Here is an 18,784-nt window from a genome sequence, read left to right on the forward strand (position 1 = left end):
GGATAACCTGCCCTTATTTAAATTGTTTGAGGAAACGTAAATCATTTTCGAAGAAGGCGCGCAGATCGTTCACGCCATAACGCAGCATGGTGAGACGCTCCATCCCCATGCCGAAAGCGAAGCCCGAGTAAACTTCCGGATCGATGCCGACATTGCGCAGCACATTTGGATGCACCATGCCGCAGCCCAGCACTTCCAGCCACTTGCCGTTTTTACCCATCACATCCACTTCTGCGGAGGGTTCAGTGAACGGGAAGTAAGAAGGACGGAAGCGAATCTGCAGGTCTTCTTCAAAGAAGTTGTTCAGGAAATCGTGCAGCGTGCCTTTCAGATTGGTGAAGCTGATGTCTTTATCAACAATCAGGCCTTCCATCTGATGGAACATTGGGGTGTGCGTTTGATCGTAGTCGTTACGATACACGCGACCTGGCGCGATGATGCGGATCGGTGGCTGCTGATTTTTCATGGTGCGGATCTGCACGCCAGACGTCTGGGTGCGCAGCAGACGGGTGGCATCGAACCAGAAGGTATCGTGGTCAGCACGTGCTGGATGGTGGCCGGGAATGTTGAGTGCGTCGAAGTTATGATAGTCATCTTCGATTTCTGGACCCGTGACCACCGCAAAGCCCAACTCGCCGAAGAAGTTTTCGATACGGTCGATGGTGCGGGTCACCGGGTGCAATCCACCGTTCTCAACGCGACGACCAGGCAGCGAGACATCAATGGTCTCTGCGGCGAGGCGCGCATTCAGTTCAGCGCTTTCCAGGGTGTTTTTACGCTCGGTAAGGCGGTCTTGTACCTGCTGCTTCGCTTCGTTAATCACCGCGCCTGCTGCCGGACGGTCTTCCGCTGGCAGTTCACGCAGGGTGGTCATTTGCAGCGTCAGGTGCCCTTTCTTACCCAGGAATTCGACGCGCACGGCGTCCAGGGCGGCGATATCCGACGCCTCGTCGATAGCGGCCGTGGCACGGGCCACCAGGTCTGCGAGTTGGGACATGATTTCCTCTTCTTCCAGCCGGGCTGGTCAGTTCTTGTAAGGACCGTGAGATCCGATTAAGTGTCGCCAGAAACAAAAAAGCCTCCACGAGGGAGGCTTTCAGCGCGATTTTTCGTTTCTTTTCTTATGCGCAAAAGCCCCCGATTGTCAGGCGCTAAAGTAAAAAAAGAAACGGAAAATAGCAGCGTGCATGCTTGCGTTACCTTGTCTTGATAGAAACCGCACTATTGAAAAGCCCAGCGATTAAAATGTCAATCTTTTGCGTGAGTTGCAGGCAATAAAAAAGGGAGCAAGCTCCCTTTTTCATCTGACTTACGCCAGAGCTGATTTTGCTTTTTCGACCAGTGCCGTGAAGGTCACTTTGTCGAATACAGCGATGTCAGCCAGAATCTTACGGTCGATTTCAATAGAGGCTTTTTTCAGGCCATTGATGAAACGGCTGTAAGAGATACCGTTCTGACGGGCCGCAGCGTTGATACGCGCGATCCACAGCTGACGGAACTGACGCTTACGTTGACGACGGTCACGGTAAGCATACTGACCAGCTTTGATAACAGCCTGGAAAGCAACGCGGTAAACACGTGAACGTGCACCGTAGTAGCCTTTAGCTTGTTTTAAGATTTTCTTGTGACGTGCGCGAGCAATTACACCACGTTTTACGCGAGCCATGTGAGCTCTCCTATATCATATTCTGTGATGCCCTATTCCCTGCAGTACGCAAAGTGTTCAGGCAGATTTATAAAAAGTTTACTTATGCGTACGGCAGGCAGGCAACAACCAGACCCAGATCGCCTTTAGACACCATGCCTTTCGGACGCAGGTGACGTTTACGCTTGGTAGACTTCTTAGTCAGAATATGACGCAGGTTCGCGTGCTTACGCTTGAAGCCGCCAGAAGCGGTCTTCTTGAAGCGCTTAGCCGCGCCACGGACAGTTTTAATCTTTGGCATTTTTACAAATATCCACTTCGCATTGTTAATAAAATGAATCAGACAGGCGAATAAAATTCCGCACAGCGCGAACGCTGCGCGGCATTATTACTTGAAGGCCTACTGTTTCTTCTTCGGTGCGAGCACCATGATCATCTGGCGGCCTTCGATCTTAGTCGGGAAGGACTCGACAATGGCCAGATCCAGATCTTCACACAGGTCTTTACGGACGCGGTTAAGCACTTCCATACCGATCTGCTGGTGCGCCATTTCACGACCACGGAAACGCAGCGTGATTTTGGCTTTATCGCCCTCTTCCAGAAAGCGAATCAGGTTGCGTAGTTTGACCTGATAGTCGCCATCATCGGTACCAGGACGGAATTTGATTTCCTTAACCTGGATAACTTTCTGCTTCTTCTTCTGTTCCTTAGAAGACTTACTCTTTTCATAAAGGAACTTGCCGTAATCCATAATACGGCAAACCGGCGGTTCGGCGTTCGGGCTGATTTCAACTAAATCTACGCCAGCTTCTTCGGCTTTCTCAATTGCTTCGCGCAATGTCACAATGCCAAGTTGCTCGCCGTCTACGCCAGTTAAGCGCACTTCGGTAGCACGGATTTCGCCGTTGATACGGTTCGGACGCGTCGGTTGTACTCGTTTTCCGCCTTTAATAACCTTATTCCTCTAATTGGTGAAGATGTCGGCTGCGAATCTCTTGTTGCAGCTTCTCAACAAACACATCTACGTCCATGCTCCCGAGGTCTTTACCACGGCGGGTGCGCACGGCAACTTTGCCTGCTTCCACCTCTTTCTCACCGCAAACCAGCATATAAGGGACGCGACGTAATGTGTGCTCGCGGATTTTAAAGCCTATCTTCTCGTTTCTCAAGTCTGCTTTGACACGAATGCCAGCTTTCTGCAATTTCTTTGTCAATTCACTGACATATTCTGCCTGACTGTCGGTAATATTCATCACCACAGCCTGCACCGGGGCCAGCCAGCTCGGGAAGAAGCCCGCGAACTCTTCGGTCAGGATGCCGATAAAGCGCTCCATTGAACCGAGAATCGCACGGTGAATCATGACCGGCGTCTGACGATCGTTGTTTTCACCCACATAAGTGGCGTCCAAACGTTTTGGCAGGGAGAAGTCTAGCTGAACGGTGCCGCACTGCCATGCGCGGTCGAGGCAATCGTACAGGGTAAACTCAATTTTCGGGCCGTAGAAGGCACCCTCTCCAGGCTGATATTCGAACGGAATTTCGTTCTCCTTCAGCGCTTCTGCTAAATCCACTTCCGCACGGTCCCACATTTCATCGGTACCGATACGTTTCTCCGGACGGGTCGACAGTTTCACCACGATTTTTTCAAAACCGAAGGTGCTGTACATGTCGTAAACCATGCGGATACAGCTGTTCACTTCATCACGAACCTGATCTTCAGTACAGAAGACGTGCGCATCATCCTGGGTAAAACCACGAACGCGCATCAGGCCGTGCAATGCGCCTGAAGGCTCATTACGGTGGCAGCTACCAAATTCCGCCATACGCAGCGGCAGGTCACGGTAGGATTTCAGACCCTGATTAAAGATCTGAACGTGGCCAGGGCAGTTCATTGGCTTGATGCAATATTCACGGTTCTCTGAAGAGGTGGTGAACATCGCTTCTTTGTAGTTTTCCCAGTGGCCGGTTTTTTCCCACAGCACACGGTCCATCATGAACGGACCTTTCACTTCCTGGTAATCGTACTCTTTCAGCTTGGTACGGACGAACACTTCCAGTTCACGGAAGATGGTCCAACCGTCGTTGTGCCAGAACACCATACCTGGCGCTTCTTCCTGCATATGGTACAGGTCAAGCTGCTTACCGATTTTACGGTGATCGCGCTTCGCCGCTTCTTCCAGACGCTGCAGATAGGCAGCCAGCTGCTTCTTGTCGCCCCACGCTGTACCGTAAATACGCTGCAGCATTTTGTTGTCGCTGTTGCCGCGCCAGTAAGCACCGGAGATTTTCTGCAGTTTGAAGTGATGGCAGAAACGCATGTTCGGCACGTGCGGACCGCGGCACATGTCGATATATTCTTCATGATGATACAAGCCAGGTTGATCATCGTGGCTGATGTTTTCGTCGAGAATGGTGGTTTTGTAGCTTTCGCCACGCTCAGCAAACACGTCACGCGCTTCCTGCCAGCTCACCTTCTTCTTCACAACATCGTAATTAGTCTCAGCCAGCTGGTGCATACGCTTTTCCAGCAGCTCAAGATCTTCCTGCGTCAGTGTGTGATCCAAATCGACGTCATAATAGAAGCCGTTATCGATCACCGGACCAATCGCCATTTTGGTATTCGGCCACAGCTGTTTAATTGCATGCCCTAACAGGTGTGCACAAGAGTGACGAATAATTTCCAGACCGGCTTCATCTTTGGCGGTGATAATTGCCACCTGAGCATCTTCGGTGATCGGATCAACCGCGTCCACCAGCTCGCCATTAACACGACCGGCAATGCAGGCTTTCGCCAGACCCGGTCCAATATCCAGAGCGATGTCCATCACGCTGACCGGACGGTCAAATACGCGCTGGCTGCCATCAGGAAGAGTAATTACTGGCATTTCATATCCTTAATTGCAGTGGTAAGCCACACGAAAGCCTACATGCAACATTGAGTTCTGTTTGAGTAACCCGGCGTAATGTCAGACCCACGTTGTCGGAATGACGCCAGGAATGTAAAGCGCCGGAGATAATAGCAGCTTTCTGCCGCGATCTAAACCCGCGAAAAATGCGCTAAGCCATCGACAGATAAAAAAAAACCGCTGCGCGGCGCAGGCCGGCAACGGTTTCTTCATCACGGCTCGCTTACATCGCGTAAGAAAGCTGGATGGTGGTTTTGGTGTCAGTACGATCCGGCGCAGACTCTGGCGGATTGTTATTCCAGGTCACGTTGTAAGCCAGCTTCAGTGCAAAGTGCGAGTTAATCGCTACCTGCAAGCCGGTTTCGGAGTTCACCGTCGTGTCATCACCGAAGCTGCTCAGCACAGATACACCCTGAATGAACTTGGTGGTATCCGTCAGCTGCCATTGATAACTCACCGCACCATAGCCCAGGGCTTTGGTTTCGTGGCCACCCGCGTGGAAGTCATCATAACGAACACCTGGACCGAATTCAGCACGCAGTGAATGCACCGGGCCGTTAAGGATCTGGCGACCGTAACCTGCGGTCAACACATCGCGTGAGTCATAACCGTTGAAACGGTCGCTCAACCAGCTTGCCTGGCCGAACAGGTAGTCAGCACTGTTCAGGTTGTAACGAGTACGACCACCCAGGCTGTAGGTCTCTGACGAACGCTCATCGTTTGAGGAGTTGTTCGCGGCATTACCCCAGAGACTGTAAGCGGTGTTGGTCTGATACCAGGTCATGTTGGTCGCAGCACTCAGCGCTGAACTGGTGGTGTTACCGGTTTGAGCCAGATATCCCGCTGACGCGCTGCCTTCAAACGGTTTTTTTGCCGTTGAAGGGTCATCCATGGAGGTAAAAACGGTGTTATCAGCTAATGCCTGGTGACAAAATGCTCCAGCAGAGAGCAATACAACAGCGGACAGCTTATTAAAGGCTTTCATTAAATGTGACCCGTACGGCAGTTTAAAAAAGAGTGAGTCTGAAGAGTTTTCCCGGCCAATCAATGCAATTTACGGTAAGTTTTGTAAAAAAGTATGAAGGTGCCAGAAATGCCAGGTTCCGCGCTGGAACCACATGGTTAATAGGAGCTTTCCCATTTCCGCTGCGCATTATAAGAGGCAATTAACCAAATAGCAGCCCAATTGATACAAGAATTTTCTGAAGCCTGTTGACGCAGATTTACGCCTCCTTTCCCCTCCCAATTGCGCAGAATTCGCTCTATTCGCAGCGCTGGTCTACGCTGGAATTTGTTCCATAACAACGAGGTGAATGATGAGTGACCACGACCTGAAACGTTACATTGTCACGCTAAGCTATTCGGATGAGAGCTTAGGCGATCTGCAATCTCTAAACAGTGTGATGGTCAATGGCGGTTACACCACGACCCTGCATGACGACGAGGGCCGTTCACATGAATTGGGGACCAACAGTTTTGGCATCATCACTGCCCTGGAACAACACGAGATTGCGGAACACGCAGCCGGGCTGGCCGATGTTGCTTTGCACCGCCAGGCAGAGGTGAAAATCAGCACGCTATCCGAATTTCTAAAGGCAAAACCCTGACGCGCCACAAATAATCGCCCCACCACTGGTTTTGCTGAAGTTTTGAGCGCTACAATCAAACTTACGCAGCGAATAAAGAGGATTACCCAATGTGGTCAGCCATTAGTCGTCTGTTAAGCGAACACGCCGGTGAAGCTGAAATCACTGAACGTTACGAACTCCCCGGTGGCGATGTGCATCCTGCCTGGCGCCTCCGCTACGGCGATCTCGACGTTTTCGTAAAATGTAATACGCGCGATATGCTCACCCTGTTTAGCTGGGAAGCGGATCAGTTGGGATTGCTGGCGCGGACACAGACGGTCCGGGTGCCAAAAGTGTATGGCGTCGGGAATGACCGCGACAGCAGCTTTTTGCTGTTGGAGTATATTCAGCCAGAGGCGCTGAACGAACAGAGCGCCTTCCAGCTTGGCCAGCAGTTGGCTCACCTGCATCAATGGAGCGAGCAACCGCAGTTTGGCCTCGATTACGATAACAACATCACCACCTCCCCCCAGCCCAACAGCTGGCTACGCCGCTGGTCGGTGTTCTTTGCTGAACAGCGTATTGGCTGGCAACTACAGCTGGCCGCAGAGAAAGGGGTGCAATACGGCAATACCGAACTGATCGTCGATTGCGTGCAACGCGCGCTGGCCAATCATCATCCTCAGCCTTCTCTATTACACGGCGATTTGTGGCCTGCTAACTGCGCGGATAGCAGCAGTGGGCCATGGCTGTTTGACCCCGCCTGCTATTGGGGCGATCGGGAGTGCGATCTCGCGATGTTGAATTACTACGTCGAATTGCCACGCCAGATTTACGAGGGATATCACTCGGTGTGGCCGCTGGCAGAAGGGTTTTCGCAACGACAGCCGGTGTATCAGCTCTACTATTTGCTCAACCGCGCCAACGTGTTTGCCGGTAGCTGGACAAACGCCGCACAATTCGCGATTGAGCAGTTGTTGAATGAAGATGAATTGGGACAACGTCAGGCCAGGCCGGCCTGACGCCTTACAGCATGCCCAGTAATTTCAGGACAAAATACCCCGCAATAGCAATCACAATCGGCAGGATGTAGAGCGGGAAAATTTGCAGCAAAATAGTATGTCGCGGGACATGGATCTTCTCTTCCAGCTGCGCGCGCGTGCGCCCTTCTGCACCTTTGGTTTGTTCAAGAATCAGCTGATCCTCAATACCTTCTTTGATGTGACGTGACTGACGCCACATGCGCGCGCCTGACGCCTGCAGCGCAATGCCGACAAAAATCAGGATGTAGATAATCCAGAAGCCAATATTGGCACCGCCATGAAACTCCGGCACCGGTGAGTTTTGCCAAAACAGATTCAAAAACGGCGTATTGAACTTGATCATGTCGACCATGACATGGACAAAGTCGAGCATCACGGCATCAATGCCCGGCTGCTTTTCACTGTGTTTAAACATGAAGCCGAGAATTGAAATAATGGTGGATAGCAGCGCCGGAATAAAAATTACCCAGCCAGCCACTCGCTTAAGGATGGCGATGCGGCCAGCCTGTTGGTAAGTCATGGTGTCTCCCTTCACATACAGTAGTTTTGCCCTAAGTCTACCTGCACTGCGGCTTTTTTTCCTGAAAAATGCGTAACCTGCCGTGAGTCGGATTTACCGGCTGCACATGGTAAGGTAGGGCAAATTTCAAACGGAGCTGTTGTATGTCTTATCGTCGCCCGGTGTTGGCCGCTATTTTTGATATGGACGGATTGCTGATCGATTCTGAACCCCTGTGGGATCAGGCGGAACTGGATGTGTTTGCCAGTTTGGGGGTGGATATTACCCGCCGCCATGAACTGCCCGATACGCTGGGTTTGCGCATCGATCAAACCGTCCGTATGTGGTTTGAAGCCCTGCCGTGGAACGGCCCGGATCAGGCGGAAGTCACGCAACGTATCATTGCCCGCGCACTGGCATTGGTTGAGGAGACGCGTCCATTACTGCCCGGCGTTGAACAGGCATTGCAACTTTGCCAGCAGCAGGGATTGAAGATCGCCCTCGCCTCAGCGTCACCGCTGTTTATGCTGGAGCGCGTGCTGGAGATGTTCGACCTGCGCAAATACTTCGACGCCATTGCTTCAGCCGAAGCCCTGCCTTACAGCAAACCTCATCCACAGGTCTATCTGGATGCGGCGGCGAAGTTGGCGGTGGACCCGCTGAACTGTGTGACGCTGGAAGATTCGTTCAATGGCATGATCGCCACCAAAGCCGCGCGCATGCGTTCGATTGTGGTGCCTGCAGCCGAGTACGCGGATGATGCGCGGTGGACGCTGGCCAATGTGAAGCTGGCGAATTTAACCGAGTTGAAAGCTGAGCATCTGTTCAATTAATTCTGATACACCTGTGTCGGGCCAGGACGCAGCCCATCCACTCTCGTTGCCCACCTGTGGGCAACGCTTTCCATTGTTCCTCTGAGCACTCACTACGGCAATAACCGCGCGTATTTGATCGCCTACACAAATAAATAAAACAACGTTTCATTTTTATTGAATTCATATCCCATCCTGCCTAAGATGCCCAAAGACCCACTTCGGGACACTTCCTTTAACTTTGAGAGGTCTGAGATGGACGTTCGTCAAAGCATTCATACTGAGCATGCAAAAAATCTGGACACCGCCGGATTACGTCGCGAATTTTTGATCGAGAAAATTTTTGCGGCCGACAATTACACCCTCACTTACAGCCACATTGATCGCATCATCATTGGCGGTGTTATGCCAATCCAGCAGTCGGTGACGATTGGTGAGGAAGTTGGTAAACAGCTGGGCGTCAGCTATTTTCTCGAACGTCGCGAGCTGGGCGTGATCAACATTGGCGGACCGGGCTTGATTGACGTTGATGGCAAAACCTGGGAGGTGGGCCATCAGGAGGCGCTGTATGTGGGCCAGGGTGCCAAAAGCGTGGTTTTCCGCAGCAGCAACGCCAATCTTCCAGCGAAGTTTTACTACAACAGCGCACCCGCACATACCCGTTATCCGGATAAAAAGATCACCCTGCAGGATGCAGTCAAAGCCACGTTAGGCGATGCTGCGACCTCAAACCGTCGCACCATTAATAAATTTATCGTGCCGGATGTGTTACCTACCTGCCAACTCACCATGGGACTCACGCGTCTTGATGACGGCAATCTGTGGAACACCATGCCGTGCCACACCCATGAACGTCGTATGGAAGTGTACTTTTACTTTGATATGGCAGATGACAGTGCCGTTTTCCACATGATGGGGCAGCCGCAGGAAACGCGACATTTACTGGTGCACAACGAGCAGGCGGTGATTTCACCGAGCTGGTCAATTCATGCCGGTGTGGGGACACAGCGCTATACCTTTATCTGGGGCATGGTGGGCGAAAACCAGGTGTTTGATGACATGGATCACGTCAGCATCAGCGCGCTGCGCTAACAGGAGCGAAAGATGATCCTTAACGCATTTAATCTTGAAGGCAAAATCGCGCTGGTCACCGGCTGTAATACCGGTTTAGGTCAGGGGATGGCCTTAGGGTTGGCGCAAGCCGGCTGTGACATCATCGGCGTTAACCGTGCCGGTCCTGCCGATACACAGGCTAAAGTTGAAGCCCTGGGCCGCCGCTTTTGGTCGATTCAGGCCGATTTGACTCAGCCGAAAGGGGTGCCGCAGATTGTTGAGCAAGCCGTGGCTCAGGCAGGACGTATCGATATTCTGGTGAATAACGCGGGCATCATCCGCCGTGAAGATGCGCTCAACTTCAGCGAGCAGGACTGGGACGATGTGATGAACATCAACAGCAAAAGCCTGTTCTTCCTGTCTCAGCAGGTGGCGCGTCAGTTTATTGCTCAGGGCAACGGCGGCAAAATTATTAATATCGCCTCAATGCTCTCCTTTCAGGGCGGCATCCGCGTGCCCTCTTACACTGCGTCGAAAAGCGCAGTGATGGGTTTAACGCGGCTGATGGCCAATGAGTGGGCGAAACACGGCATTAACGTGAATGCCATCGCTCCTGGCTACATGGCGACCAATAACACCGAACAACTGCGTAATGATGAGTCGCGCAATGAAGAGATCCTTGGGCGCATCCCTGCCGGACGTTGGGGTGTTCCGGATGACATGATGGGTCCGATCGTGTTTCTGGCTTCTGACGCTGCAGATTATGTGCACGGCTACACGCTGGCCGTCGATGGTGGATGGTTAGCACGCTAACCTGTTCTTTTCCCGCGTCATTATGACGCGGGAAAGCGAAAAATATTAACGCTTCGTTACAGCGTCACCGTTCTATTTCACTGGATAAATCCCTATACTGGATGCATCGACAGTTTTTGCAGCCAGGTTTCATCATGACGGCCGAAGGCCATATCATTTTTGCCATTGCCAGCGCGATTTTTGCTAAGCGTGCGGAGCTGACGCCAGTCATGGCCAGCGCCGACTGGTGGCATCTCGTGCCTGCTGCACTACTGACCTGTCTGCTGCCTGATATTGACCATCCTAAATCCGTGTTAGGCCAGCGCCTGAAATGGATCTCGCAACCTATCGCTCGCGCCTTTGGTCATCGTGGATTTACCCACAGTTTGCTGGCGGTGGCGGTCAGCCTGTGGCTATTCCAGATTAACGTCCCGGCGGACTGGTTCCTGCCTGCCGATGTCTTACAGGGGATGACGCTGGGCTATCTCAGTCACATCGTCGCCGACATGTTGACCCCCGCAGGCGTCCCCTTGCTGTGGCCGTGCCGCTGGCGTTTCCGTTTGCCGCTGCTCAACAGCCAAAAAGGTAATCAGCTGGAGCGCGCACTTTGCCTCGCATTGGTCGGATATGCACTGTGGTTTCCCGCTGGCATGCCCTCTTTTGGTGCCAACGGTTGGCCCGAGCAACTGTTTAATACGCTGCAAAATGGTGTCGGTCGGCTGGTTAATGGTCAAAACGGTCAATAATCAGGCAAATAAATCAATAAAGTTATAACCCATTCCTTTTGAGTATAAGCCTGCACTTTCCTGAACTGGTAACATTCCTGACATTCCCTGACGGGAACTTACTGTTTTCCGTGCCAGCCAAACGTGCTGCGCGGCACACTTCTGGAGTCGAGTATGGATTTTCCCCTCATTATTAATATCATCGCCTTCGTTGCGTTGCTGATTCTGTTGAATCGCATTGGCAACCAAAGCTGGAGCCTGTCGAAACGTGTGCTGACTGGTTTAGTGATTGGCGTGCTGTTCGGTCTGGCGCTGCAAACCATTTATGGCGAAAACAGCCCGGTGGTTAAGGATTCAATCAGCTGGTTCAACATTGTCGGCAACGGTTATGTCCAGTTGCTGCAGATGATTGTGATGCCGCTGGTGTTTGCGTCGATCCTGAGCGCTGTCGCGCGCCTGCATAATGCCTCTTCACTCGGCAAGATCAGCGTGCTGACCATTGGCGTATTGCTGTTCACCACCGCGATCTCCGCGCTGGTGGGTGTGATGGTCACCGGGCTGTTTGGCCTGAGCGCGGAAGGTCTGGTGCAGGGTGCGCAGGAAACCGCACGTTTGAGCGCGATCCAGAGCAACTATGTAGGCAAGGTTGCAGATCTCAGTACGCCGCAGCTGCTGCTCTCCTTTATCCCGAAAAATCCGTTTGCCGATATGGCGGGTGCTAACCCAACCTCGATCATCAGCGTGGTGATCTTCGCTGCCTTCCTCGGCGTGGCGGCATTGCAGCTGCTGAAGGATGACAAAGTCAAAGGCGAGCGCGTACTGGTGGCAATTGATACGCTGCAGTCCTGGGTGATGAAACTGGTGCGTTTGATCATGAAGCTGACGCCGTACGGTGTGCTGGCGCTGATGACCAAAGTGGTGGCGGGCTCTAACCTGCAGGACATCATCAAGCTGGGCGGTTTTGTGGTGGCCTCTTATCTCGGTCTGGCGATCATGTTTGGCGTGCACGCCCTGCTGCTGTCCGTGAACGGCATCAACCCAATGCGCTTCTTCCGCAAAGTATGGCCGGTGATCACCTTCGCTTTCACCAGCCGTTCCAGTGCGGCCAGCATTCCGCTGAACGTGGAAACGCAGACGCGCCGTCTTGGTGTGCCGGAATCGATTGCCAGCTTCTCGGCTTCCTTTGGTGCCACCATTGGTCAGAACGGTTGCGCCGGTTTGTACCCGACCATGCTGGCGGTGATGGTTGCACCAACGGTCGGCATCAACCCGTTTGATCCGATGTGGATTGCGACACTGGTCGGTATCGTTACGCTGAGCTCAGCCGGTGTTGCTGGTGTTGGCGGCGGTGCCACTTTCGCTGCGCTGATTGTGCTGCCAGCGATGGGCTTGCCAGTCACACTGGTTGCCCTGCTGATTTCCATCGAGCCGCTGATCGATATGGGCCGTACCGCATTGAACGTCAATGGTTCGATGACAGCAGGTTCACTCACCAGTCGCTGGCTCGGTTTGACTGATAAAAAAGTGCTGGAAAGCGACGAGCACGCTGAACTAGCGCATCGCTAATTCCGACGCAACAGAACAACGGCAGCCCTCATCGCCTGCCGTTGTTTTATGGCTGAAACTCCGCAATTCCCCCCGATCGTGGCGCTAGCGTCAGGAAAGCGTTAAGCATGGTAAACAGACGAAAAATCAGCCACTTTTCACTTGAGTTTTGTCATTAAAAGGCGAATTCTGCTATCAGTCATAGCAGGAGAATCACAGATGAAAAACGTTATCGCCTCGGTGCTGGCGTTAACCTTATTAACGCCAGCCATCAGTTTTGCCCACCCTTACGGCTGGGGCCTCGGCCCAGGTCCACATTGGGGTGGGGGTCCACATTGGGGAGGTGGCCCACGTTGGGGCGGCCCGGGTCCGTTGCGCTTCTTACCTGAAGCGGCTACTGCGGTGCTAATTGGCGGTCTCACCTATTACATGCTGAATGGCAACTACTACCAGCGTCAGGGCGATACCTATGTCGTCGTTCAGGCGCCTGAAGCACCGCCAGAGGGCGGAATGCGCGTGCTGGATTTCAACGGAAAACGCTATTACGTGCAGGAAGGTCACTACTATCAGCGTGAGATGGGCGGCAATTATGTTGAAGTGCCCCGCCCGTACGGACTGTAAGCGCAAAACGAAAAAAGGCCCGTCATCGACGGGCCTTTTTGTATTCGGCAAGCATTACTGTGCAGCTTGCGGATCGGTATCGTAGTCTTTACAGCTCTGGAAGCCGTAGTTCATCACGCGGCCCACATCGTTGTAACTGACAAAGTAGGTCTGTGCTTTACCATCACGCTCGCCGAGCACGTAGGTCTGGCAAGTACCACGGGCATGTACCATGGTAATTTCAGTTGATGGCGCACCCGCAATCTGGCGGACCTGATCGCGCGTCATTCCTTTTTTCACATCTTTAACCACCGGCTTAGTCACATAGCTTTCGGCTTTGTCATAAGTCGTACAACCCGACAAGGCTACCAGCGTCATAGCGGCAGCGATACATCCCAGCACTTTATTCATCTTTATATTCCTCATACTTTGTCCATGTCACAATAAGCCTGGAACATAAATCCAGATTTATCAACTTAATGGCTTCGCTTTAAGCCCATTCTGAAGCGTTAGTTTTGCGTAAAATTGCTGTGTTGCCGCTTCACGCTTCGTATAATCTCCCGGCAAAAAAATCTTAAGACATCAATAAAACAGAGGATCAATGACACCTGCACACTCTAATCGGCTGGTTTACGCCATTACGCTGGGCCTGCTCGCGGCACTTGGACCGCTCTGTATCGACCTGTACTTGCCCGCCTTACCTGAACTGGCGCGCGATCTGCATACCGAAACCGCCACCGCGCAGTTAAGTTTAACCGCAGGATTACTGGGCCTCGGCGCAGGACAATTGCTGTTTGGCCCGATGAGCGACAAGTTTGGCCGAATCCGCCCGTTGTTGCTGTCGCTGGTGCTGTTATTTATCGCGTCGATTGGCTGCGCGCTGGCAAAAGACATTCACTCCCTGTTGGTAGCACGTCTGTTTGAAGGTCTGGCGGGTGCAGGCGGCGCGGTGTTGTCACGCGCTATCGCACGCGATATGTACAGCGGCCATGAACTGACTCGCTTCTTTGCCCTGCTAATGCTGGTGAATGGCCTGGCGCCGATTGGTGCACCGGTGCTCGGCGGTGTGTTAATGACGGTGCTGAACTGGCGCGGCATTTTTGTGGTACTCGGTTGTATCGCTGTACTGCTGATCTTCCTCGCGCGCTGGAAACTGCACGAAACGCTGCCCGCCGAACGTCGCAGCCAGGGCTCAATCTTTTCCGCCTGGGCAGCACTCGGCCAGGTGATCACTCATCGTCCCTTCATGGGCTTCTGCCTGACGCAGGGCTTTATGATGTCCGGCATGTTTGCCTACATCGGCGCTTCCCCCTTTGTGTTACAGCAAATCTACGGCCTGTCACCTCAGGCGTTTAGCTTTTGTTTCGCTGCCAATGGCTTCGGCCTGATTATTGCATCTCAAACCAGTGCACGTTTGTGCCCACTGTGGGGAGAATATCGCGTGCTAAAAGGCGGGCTGACGCTGGCATTCGTGGCATCGAGCTGTCTGTTATTAGCGGGTCTGACCGGGGCACCGCTGCCGGTGATCCTGCTGGCACTGTTCTTCACCATTGCCAGTAACGGTGTCATTGCGACGACGGCTTCGTCTCTGGCGATGCAGAGTCAGGGGCATCGTGCAGGCAGCGCCTCAGCGGTGATTGGTGTCACCATGTTCACGTTAGGTGCCATTAGCGTGCCCGTAACCGGTTTGGGCGGCACCTCAGTATCGAGCATGACGGGCACTATCTTTGGCTGCTTTATGCTGGCAATTTTGATGTTCATCCTGTTGGCACAAAAACCGAAAAGCGCCTGAAAAGCCTGCAAATAAGTGCGACAACAAGCCATGCGGCTTGTTGTTTGACAACGGAGGCGTTAGCTTTAGCAGATGATTCGTATTGTGCCGTCAGGCTACTGACTTGAGGAGAGGTTCATGTCACTGCAGCAGGAAATCATTGAAGCGTTGGGTGTTAAACCCGTTATCGATCCGCAACAGGAAGTCCGCGTCAGCGTCGATTTTCTGAAATCCTACCTGAAAGCCAATCCATTCCTGAAAACGCTGGTGCTTGGCATTAGCGGCGGACAGGACTCCACGCTAACTGGCATCCTGTCTCAAACCGCCATTCGCGAGTTGCGAGAAGAGACCGGCGATAAGGACTACACCTTTATCGCGGTACGTCTGCCGTATGGCGTGCAGGCCGATGAGCAGGATTGTCAGGATGCGCTGGCGTTTATCCAGCCGGATCGCACGTTAGTGGTCAATATCAAAGAAGCGATTCTCGCCAGTGAGTGCGCGTTGAAAGAAGCGGGCATCGCAGTCTCCGATTTCGTACGCGGCAACGAAAAAGCCCGCGAGCGTATGAAGGCACAATACAGCATCGCCGGTATGACCAAAGGCGTGGTGGTAGGCACCGATCATGCGGCCGAAGCCGTAACCGGCTTCTTTACCAAATACGGTGACGGTGGCAGCGATATCAACCCGATTTTCCGCCTGCATAAAGGCCAGGGTAAACAGCTGTTAAAAACGCTGGGCTGCCCGGAACACTTGTATCTGAAACACCCGACGGCCGATCTGGAAGACGATCGTCCTGGCTTGCAGGATGAAGTGGCACTTGGCGTGACCTATCAGCAGATTGACGCTTATCTGGAAGGGAAAACCATTGATGCCGCCGCTGCCAAGACCATCGAAGGCTGGTATCTGAAAACCGAACACAAACGTCGTCCGCCGATCACCGTGTTCGACGACTTCTGGAAAAAGTAACCGCCCTGCGTTTCCCGCCGCTGTTGTGGGAAACGCCCTCCTTCTGCCGCTGACTGGCGAGAAAAGCATCACGCTGATATACTGGACGGACAACCAGTAATCGGAGTGTGTTTTGGTCAGACGTGCAGCCATTCACCGCCTGGAATTCGACGCGGCGGCGATTTATCAATATCCCGAACATTTACGACAATGGCTGGAAGGATTACCGAATCAGCCAGGCGTGTATACCTTTCACGGTGAGAGCGACAGCCTGCCACTGTATATCGGCAAAAGCGTCAACCTGCGCAGCCGGGTGATGTCGCATTTTCGCACGCCGGATGAAGCCAACATGTTGCGTCAGGCGCGGCGTGTGACCTGGATCCCTACCGCGGGCGATCTTGGCGCGCAACTGCTGGAAGCGCAGATGATTAAAACGCAGCAGCCGCTGTTTAATAAGCGCCTGCGCAAAAATCGTCAGCTCTGTTCGTTGCAGCTTGGCGATGGTGCTCCGCAGGTGGTTTACGCCAAAGATCTCGACTTCTCCTGCTCCCCCAATCTCTACGGTTTGTTTCGCAGCCGCTTAGCGGCCATGGAAAAACTCAAGGCGATTGCCGATGAACAACGCCTGTGCCATGGATTACTGGGATTAGAGCGCTTATCACCGGGACGCGGCTGTTTTCGCGCCGCGCTAAAACGCTGCGCCGGGGCGTGCTGCGGTAACGAATCCGTTGAAGCCCATCAGCAACGTTTGCATCAGGCACTGGAACAGATGCGCGTGGTGTGCTGGCCGTGGCAAGGTCCAGTTGGCATGGTAGAAGTGGGAGCAGAGATGACACAGATTCACGTCATCGATCACTGGTTCTGGCTCGGTTCGGTCACCACCGAAGCGGAAGCCCGCCAGCTACAGCGCGCACGCCAGGGTTTTGATCATGACGGCTATAAAATCTTGTGTCGCCCGCTGCTGTCCGGGGTTTTCCCGCTGATCGAACTCTAAAACAAAACCGCCGACGCTGCCCAAAGCATCAGATGCAGTGGACAACGTCGGCGGTCTCAAACCGATGAGCTAAACGGCTTATTCACCATCAGCCGGCGGTGGCGGCATTTTACCGTCATGCGGGCCTTTCTCTGTCAGACGTTTCTCAAAGTTGGCGTTGTACTGTTTTTTCTGTTCAGGTGTCAGCACATTGTAAATCTTGTTCTGCGTTTCCATCATGCTCACCGCACGATCTTTCGCGTTGGCGGTCATTTTCTCAGCCTGCGCTTCGGCTTTCGCTTTATCGAAAGTATCTGAAGCGATGATGCTGTGGTTAGCACGACGCTCTTCCAGAGATGGACGTTTCATCTCTTTATGGCTGTCACGCATGATGGTTTTGATCTGCGCTTTCTGCGCATCCGTCAGATTCAGGCCTTTGAACATCATCTCCATACCGTGATGACGCATTGGCGGCTTGTGCATCGGTTTTTCGCTACCTGCTGGCGGTGGTGTCAGATTGTCCGCTGCAGCGTGGACGATGTTGGCAGCACCAAGAGCCATTGCAGTAGCCAGGAACAGGGAAGTGAGTTTACGCATAATATTTGTCCTTACTATTCAGTTTCATGACGACAAGGTGTGTCGCGTCTTCGGAAACAAGCATACGACGCCAAACGTCAACTACTCAGAGTCTGAGTAAAGCCCTGAAAGCATAAAAGACAGTAATCAGGCAATCATGGAGAGAAAGAGAAGAAATGCGTGAGGAATTGCAAAAGAGTATGACAATCAAAGGGAAATGCGCAGGAATTAAGGAGGAGTGTAACGGTATTGTCGGATTTGCGGAAGGGAAAAATGGGTGAATATTCTTCACCCACCTTATTTATAACGTCAGAGCCTGCGTCTGCTCGTTCTCTTCCACCAACATCAGGCCGGCACGCAGCCCCGCGGCGACATTTGGATTGGGAAACAGCACATATTCACGCGCCTGTTGTACGTAGTAGCGCGTCTCCCCCTCTTCAGCCAGCAACGTGCCCTGCGGGAATGCCGTAAAGTTCAGCGTTTCTGGCCCCATGTGCAACACAAACGCGTCACCGTGACGGGTAATCTGCTGCGCCACACGATAATGCCGCGGCTGTTCCCGCACTTCTGGCAGTGGGTCGCCATACAATAATGCCGCCAGCGCCTGCTGCACCGCCGAGAACTGGCTGAGATCATTTTCACCAAACGGCAGGGCTTTACCCAGCTCCAGCGTACAGCTTGCCGCATCATGATGTTCACAGCTGTAGTGGGTAAAAGTGCCGCCAGGGGAACGATGAAACACCAGCGCTTCCAGCTCTGCCGCCGCCAGCCAGTGCAGAAAGTCGTGCGGCCACGGTTGAGGATTCAAGGGCATCACACCAAAGCGCGCATGGTACGAGCCACGAATCGCGGTATGCAGATCGAGATGCCAGCGTACTTCATGATCGCGACATTCGCGCCAGAACTGTTCAAGCGCCTGTTCCAGTCGCAACGTGCGCTGAGCTTCAGGCAAATCGGACACCTTCTGCCAGCGCCCACCGAACAAACGGTTAATATCATATTGCTGATAGCGCTTGCCGCTGCGTAGCGCATCGGGATTGCCCAATATCACCAGCAACCGCACCGCTAACGGTTTTTCTCCGCGCAGCAGTGGCGTCAACAACAGGTTAAGAATCTCAACCGGCGCCGTTTCGTTGCCGTGCACGCCCGCTGACAGCACCAGCGCCTGATGCGTCGGTGCATGGGGTGTCAGGGATAGAATGCCCTCATCGTGCCACTGCCACTGTAAATGGGCATTGCTGCCCTGCCGCTGCTGAGGCGGCTTACCCGACAGGGTTTGTTGTAGAAAATCCTGCATGTACACTCCTTTTCAACTCAGAAGCTTCACTTAC

Annotated in this window: 22 protein-coding genes and 1 other annotated feature; of the genes, 11 read left to right on the plus strand and 11 right to left on the minus strand. The window is 53.1% G+C overall.

Translation table 11 applies throughout. The annotated features are described in order from the left end of the window. Positions 1 to 13: 13 nt before the first annotated feature. The 7 genes from pheS to ACCW76_RS01835 form a co-directional block, all read right to left on the minus strand. On the minus strand, positions 14 to 997 hold the full coding sequence (pheS, locus tag ACCW76_RS01805) for a phenylalanine--tRNA ligase subunit alpha (RefSeq protein ID WP_038647337.1): 984 nt from the start codon (positions 995 to 997) through the stop codon (positions 14 to 16). 71 nt (positions 998 to 1,068) lie between these two features. Beyond that, positions 1,069 to 1,194 (minus strand) — a sequence feature (Phe leader region). Next, positions 1,145 to 1,189 carry a pheST operon leader peptide PheM gene (gene pheM, locus ACCW76_RS01810; RefSeq protein ID WP_121626058.1) on the minus strand — a complete coding sequence of 15 codons (45 nt, stop codon included), beginning with the start codon at positions 1,187 to 1,189 and terminating at the stop codon, positions 1,145 to 1,147. (Overlaps the previous feature by 45 nt.) A 115-nt stretch (positions 1,195 to 1,309) precedes the next feature. Next, on the minus strand, positions 1,310 to 1,666 hold the full coding sequence (gene rplT / locus ACCW76_RS01815; protein ID WP_007892678.1) for a 50S ribosomal protein L20: 357 nt from the start codon (positions 1,664 to 1,666) through the stop codon (positions 1,310 to 1,312). An 82-nt stretch (positions 1,667 to 1,748) separates the two neighbouring features. Continuing rightward, a complete protein-coding gene (gene rpmI, locus ACCW76_RS01820; RefSeq protein ID WP_006118955.1) occupies positions 1,749 to 1,946 on the minus strand; it encodes a 50S ribosomal protein L35 in 198 nt (65 codons plus the stop codon). 99 nt (positions 1,947 to 2,045) lie between these two features. Then, on the minus strand, positions 2,046 to 2,597 hold the full coding sequence (infC, locus tag ACCW76_RS01825) for a translation initiation factor IF-3 (RefSeq protein ID WP_034821726.1): 552 nt from the start codon (positions 2,595 to 2,597) through the stop codon (positions 2,046 to 2,048). A gap of 4 nt (positions 2,598 to 2,601) precedes the next feature. After that, positions 2,602 to 4,530, minus strand: a complete 1,929-nt coding sequence (thrS, locus tag ACCW76_RS01830) for a threonine--tRNA ligase (protein WP_038647340.1) — start codon at positions 4,528 to 4,530, stop codon at positions 2,602 to 2,604. A 244-nt stretch (positions 4,531 to 4,774) separates the two neighbouring features. Beyond that, positions 4,775 to 5,536 (minus strand): DUF481 domain-containing protein, encoded by a 762-nt coding sequence (locus ACCW76_RS01835; protein ID WP_038647342.1) that lies wholly within the window; start codon positions 5,534 to 5,536, stop codon positions 4,775 to 4,777. Between the two features lie 328 nt (positions 5,537 to 5,864). On the opposite strand from ACCW76_RS01835, the gene ghoS reads away from it, so the two are divergent. Both ghoS and ACCW76_RS01845 read left to right on the plus strand, forming a co-directional pair. Continuing rightward, positions 5,865 to 6,158: a type V toxin-antitoxin system endoribonuclease antitoxin GhoS gene (ghoS, locus tag ACCW76_RS01840; RefSeq protein ID WP_231647374.1), complete on the plus strand. Its 294-nt coding sequence runs from the start codon at positions 5,865 to 5,867 to the stop codon at positions 6,156 to 6,158. 89 nt (positions 6,159 to 6,247) lie between these two features. Continuing rightward, on the plus strand, positions 6,248 to 7,141 hold the full coding sequence (locus ACCW76_RS01845) for a fructosamine kinase family protein (protein ID WP_436337574.1): 894 nt from the start codon (positions 6,248 to 6,250) through the stop codon (positions 7,139 to 7,141). Positions 7,142 to 7,145: 4 nt separating this feature from the next. Here the strand turns inward: ACCW76_RS01845 and ACCW76_RS01850 are convergent, their stop codons facing one another. Continuing rightward, the gene (locus ACCW76_RS01850) at positions 7,146 to 7,682 is read right to left on the minus strand and encodes a YniB family protein (RefSeq protein WP_436337575.1); all 537 of its coding nucleotides are present in this window, start codon (positions 7,680 to 7,682) and stop codon (positions 7,146 to 7,148) included. 143 nt (positions 7,683 to 7,825) lie between these two features. Here ACCW76_RS01850 and hxpB point away from each other — a divergent pair, with 143 nt between their 5' ends. The 6 genes from hxpB (at position 7,826) to ACCW76_RS01880 (ending at position 13,209) form a co-directional block, all read left to right on the plus strand. Further along, positions 7,826 to 8,494 carry a hexitol phosphatase HxpB gene (gene hxpB / locus ACCW76_RS01855; RefSeq protein WP_436337576.1) on the plus strand — a complete coding sequence of 223 codons (669 nt, stop codon included), beginning with the start codon at positions 7,826 to 7,828 and terminating at the stop codon, positions 8,492 to 8,494. Between the two features lie 234 nt (positions 8,495 to 8,728). Next, complete coding sequence (kduI, locus tag ACCW76_RS01860) at positions 8,729 to 9,565, plus strand: 5-dehydro-4-deoxy-D-glucuronate isomerase (RefSeq protein ID WP_045813961.1); 837 nt, start codon at positions 8,729 to 8,731, stop codon at positions 9,563 to 9,565. A 12-nt stretch (positions 9,566 to 9,577) separates the two neighbouring features. Beyond that, the gene (kduD, locus tag ACCW76_RS01865) at positions 9,578 to 10,339 is read left to right on the plus strand and encodes a 2-dehydro-3-deoxy-D-gluconate 5-dehydrogenase KduD (protein WP_038647352.1); all 762 of its coding nucleotides are present in this window, start codon (positions 9,578 to 9,580) and stop codon (positions 10,337 to 10,339) included. Positions 10,340 to 10,473: 134 nt separating this feature from the next. Then, positions 10,474 to 11,064 carry a metal-dependent hydrolase gene (locus ACCW76_RS01870; RefSeq protein ID WP_038650160.1) on the plus strand — a complete coding sequence of 197 codons (591 nt, stop codon included), beginning with the start codon at positions 10,474 to 10,476 and terminating at the stop codon, positions 11,062 to 11,064. Between the two features lie 153 nt (positions 11,065 to 11,217). Continuing rightward, positions 11,218 to 12,609, plus strand: a complete 1,392-nt coding sequence (locus tag ACCW76_RS01875; RefSeq protein ID WP_038647354.1) for an L-cystine transporter — start codon at positions 11,218 to 11,220, stop codon at positions 12,607 to 12,609. A gap of 198 nt (positions 12,610 to 12,807) precedes the next feature. Beyond that, positions 12,808 to 13,209, plus strand: coding sequence for a DUF6515 family protein (locus ACCW76_RS01880; protein ID WP_436337577.1), 402 nt, complete (start codon positions 12,808 to 12,810; stop codon positions 13,207 to 13,209). Between the two features lie 54 nt (positions 13,210 to 13,263). On the opposite strand, the gene osmE is transcribed toward ACCW76_RS01880, so the two are convergent. After that, on the minus strand, positions 13,264 to 13,599 hold the full coding sequence (gene osmE / locus ACCW76_RS01885; RefSeq protein ID WP_038647358.1) for an osmotically-inducible lipoprotein OsmE: 336 nt from the start codon (positions 13,597 to 13,599) through the stop codon (positions 13,264 to 13,266). A gap of 190 nt (positions 13,600 to 13,789) precedes the next feature. Here osmE and ACCW76_RS01890 point away from each other — a divergent pair, with 190 nt between their 5' ends. The 3 genes from ACCW76_RS01890 to cho all read left to right on the plus strand — a co-directional run bounded on the left by ACCW76_RS01890 (position 13,790) and on the right by cho (position 16,898). Next, a complete protein-coding gene (locus ACCW76_RS01890; RefSeq protein ID WP_038647360.1) occupies positions 13,790 to 14,980 on the plus strand; it encodes a multidrug effflux MFS transporter in 1,191 nt (396 codons plus the stop codon). Positions 14,981 to 15,097: 117 nt separating this feature from the next. Beyond that, positions 15,098 to 15,925 carry an ammonia-dependent NAD(+) synthetase gene (nadE, locus tag ACCW76_RS01895; protein WP_436337578.1) on the plus strand — a complete coding sequence of 276 codons (828 nt, stop codon included), beginning with the start codon at positions 15,098 to 15,100 and terminating at the stop codon, positions 15,923 to 15,925. Between the two features lie 112 nt (positions 15,926 to 16,037). Then, on the plus strand, positions 16,038 to 16,898 hold the full coding sequence (gene cho / locus ACCW76_RS01900; RefSeq protein ID WP_436337579.1) for an excinuclease Cho: 861 nt from the start codon (positions 16,038 to 16,040) through the stop codon (positions 16,896 to 16,898). A 78-nt stretch (positions 16,899 to 16,976) separates the two neighbouring features. On the opposite strand, the gene spy is transcribed toward cho, so the two are convergent. Beyond that, positions 16,977 to 17,474 carry an ATP-independent periplasmic protein-refolding chaperone Spy gene (gene spy, locus ACCW76_RS01905; RefSeq protein ID WP_038647366.1) on the minus strand — a complete coding sequence of 166 codons (498 nt, stop codon included), beginning with the start codon at positions 17,472 to 17,474 and terminating at the stop codon, positions 16,977 to 16,979. 280 nt (positions 17,475 to 17,754) lie between these two features. Beyond that, positions 17,755 to 18,750, minus strand: a complete 996-nt coding sequence (astE, locus tag ACCW76_RS01910) for a succinylglutamate desuccinylase (RefSeq protein WP_436337580.1) — start codon at positions 18,748 to 18,750, stop codon at positions 17,755 to 17,757. Between the last annotated feature and the right edge of the window lie 34 nt (positions 18,751 to 18,784).

The organism is Pantoea sp. C8B4 (genome assembly GCF_051336905.1).
GTDB classification, from domain to species: Bacteria; Pseudomonadota; Gammaproteobacteria; order Enterobacterales; family Enterobacteriaceae; genus Pantoea; species Pantoea rwandensis_B.

What these genes read in the sequence shown, in the direction of transcription:
- ghoS (WP_231647374.1), top strand. Translation starts at nt 5,865, where the DNA reads ATGATGAGTGACCACGACCTGAAACGTTACATTGTCACGCTAAGCTAT.
- spy (WP_038647366.1), bottom strand. Translation starts at nt 17,474, where the DNA reads ATGCGTAAACTCACTTCCCTGTTCCTGGCTACTGCAATGGCTCTTGGT.
- ACCW76_RS01870 (WP_038650160.1), top strand. Translation starts at nt 10,474, where the DNA reads ATGACGGCCGAAGGCCATATCATTTTTGCCATTGCCAGCGCGATTTTT.
- astE (WP_436337580.1), bottom strand. Translation starts at nt 18,750, where the DNA reads ATGCAGGATTTTCTACAACAAACCCTGTCGGGTAAGCCGCCTCAGCAG.
- thrS (WP_038647340.1), bottom strand. Translation starts at nt 4,530, where the DNA reads ATGCCAGTAATTACTCTTCCTGATGGCAGCCAGCGCGTATTTGACCGT.
- ACCW76_RS01850 (WP_436337575.1), bottom strand. Translation starts at nt 7,682, where the DNA reads ATGACTTACCAACAGGCTGGCCGCATCGCCATCCTTAAGCGAGTGGCT.
- pheS (WP_038647337.1), bottom strand. Translation starts at nt 997, where the DNA reads ATGTCCCAACTCGCAGACCTGGTGGCCCGTGCCACGGCCGCTATCGAC.
- ACCW76_RS01845 (WP_436337574.1), top strand. Translation starts at nt 6,248, where the DNA reads ATGTGGTCAGCCATTAGTCGTCTGTTAAGCGAACACGCCGGTGAAGCT.
- ACCW76_RS01835 (WP_038647342.1), bottom strand. Translation starts at nt 5,536, where the DNA reads ATGAAAGCCTTTAATAAGCTGTCCGCTGTTGTATTGCTCTCTGCTGGA.
- rpmI (WP_006118955.1), bottom strand. Translation starts at nt 1,946, where the DNA reads ATGCCAAAGATTAAAACTGTCCGTGGCGCGGCTAAGCGCTTCAAGAAG.
- kduI (WP_045813961.1), top strand. Translation starts at nt 8,729, where the DNA reads ATGGACGTTCGTCAAAGCATTCATACTGAGCATGCAAAAAATCTGGAC.
- kduD (WP_038647352.1), top strand. Translation starts at nt 9,578, where the DNA reads ATGATCCTTAACGCATTTAATCTTGAAGGCAAAATCGCGCTGGTCACC.
- hxpB (WP_436337576.1), top strand. Translation starts at nt 7,826, where the DNA reads ATGTCTTATCGTCGCCCGGTGTTGGCCGCTATTTTTGATATGGACGGA.
- ACCW76_RS01875 (WP_038647354.1), top strand. Translation starts at nt 11,218, where the DNA reads ATGGATTTTCCCCTCATTATTAATATCATCGCCTTCGTTGCGTTGCTG.
- ACCW76_RS01890 (WP_038647360.1), top strand. Translation starts at nt 13,790, where the DNA reads ATGACACCTGCACACTCTAATCGGCTGGTTTACGCCATTACGCTGGGC.
- ACCW76_RS01880 (WP_436337577.1), top strand. Translation starts at nt 12,808, where the DNA reads ATGAAAAACGTTATCGCCTCGGTGCTGGCGTTAACCTTATTAACGCCA.
- nadE (WP_436337578.1), top strand. Translation starts at nt 15,098, where the DNA reads ATGTCACTGCAGCAGGAAATCATTGAAGCGTTGGGTGTTAAACCCGTT.
- osmE (WP_038647358.1), bottom strand. Translation starts at nt 13,599, where the DNA reads ATGAATAAAGTGCTGGGATGTATCGCTGCCGCTATGACGCTGGTAGCC.
- rplT (WP_007892678.1), bottom strand. Translation starts at nt 1,666, where the DNA reads ATGGCTCGCGTAAAACGTGGTGTAATTGCTCGCGCACGTCACAAGAAA.